The sequence below is a fragment of the Haladaptatus ordinarius genome (assembly GCF_054177595.1).
In genome coordinates, this window is sequence record NZ_JBPEHH010000265.1 from 1 (window position 1) to 1,224 (window position 1,224).

Genomic DNA, 1,224 nt, shown 5'->3' on the forward strand with positions numbered 1-1,224 from the left:
AGGTAGTTCGTGGGGTAGAGCGACCGATTGGAAGTCCCGCCTCCGAGAGGAGTCGGCCTTCCTGTCAAACTCCGAACCTACGGACGCCGTCGACGCGAGGAATCCGGTGTGCGGGGTAAGCCTGTGCACCAGGAGGGAGACAACCCAGAGCTGGGTTAAGGTCCCCAAGTATGAGCTAAGTGCGATTGAAGGTGGTCGCAAGCCCTAAACAGCCGGGAGGTGAGCTTAGAAGCAGCTACCCTCTAAGAAAAGCGTAACAGCTTACCGGCCGAGGTTTGCGGCGCCGAAAATGATCGGGGCTCAAGTTCATCACCGAGACCTAGCGGCACGCTTTAACGCGTGATCCAGTAGGTTGGCACTCCGGACGGGTGGAAGTACGGGCGAGAGTTCGTATGGACCGTTCGGTGTAGAAAATCCTGGCCATAGTAGCAGCGTTAGTCGGGTGAGACCCTCGACGACCTTACGAGTAAGGGTTCCTCAGCAATGCTGATCAGCTGAGGGTTAGCCGATCCTAAGACCGATCGCAATTCGAGTCGGTCAACAGGGAAACTGGTTAATATTCCAGTGCCTTCACACAGTGAAAGTTGACGCTTCAGGAAACATCGAGCCGGGCAGTCGCCCGGTCGAACCATCAAAGTTCGTGGAAGCCGTAACGGCAGGAAGCGGACGAACGGTGGGATAGCGCAAGTCGGTGGTACCCGGAGCCCGTGAAAAGACGAGTGTGAAGATCGTACCAAGATCCGACACAGGTACTCTGGCGGTGAAAGCCAAGGTCTGTCGGGAGCAACCGACGTTAGGGAATTCGGCAAGTTAGTCCCGTAAGTTCGCGATAAGGGATGCCTGCTCTGGATAAGAGCAGGCCGCAGTGACTCGGACGCTCCAACTGTCTAGTAACAACATAGGTGACCGCAAATCCGCAAGGACTCGTACGGTCACTGAATCCTGCCCAGTGCGGGTATCTGAACACCCAGTACAATGGGACGAAGGACCCGTTAACGGCGGGGGTAACTATGACCCTCTTAAGGTAGCGTAGTACCTTGCCGCTTCAGTAGCGGCTTGCATGAATGGATCAATGAGAGCGTCACTGTCCCAACGTTGGGCCCGGTGAACTGTACATTCCAGTGCGGAGTCTGGAGACCCCCAAGGGGAAGCGAAGACCCTATAGAGCTTTACTGCAGGCTGTCGCTGGGACGTGGTCGCTACTGTGCAGGATAGGTAGGAGCC

Annotated in this window: 1 rRNA gene; it reads left to right on the forward strand. The window is 56.3% G+C overall.

Annotation, left to right across the window (positions count from 1 at the left end):
• Positions 1 to 1,224, forward strand: a 23S ribosomal RNA gene (locus ACR3FF_RS27095); the annotation flags it as partial.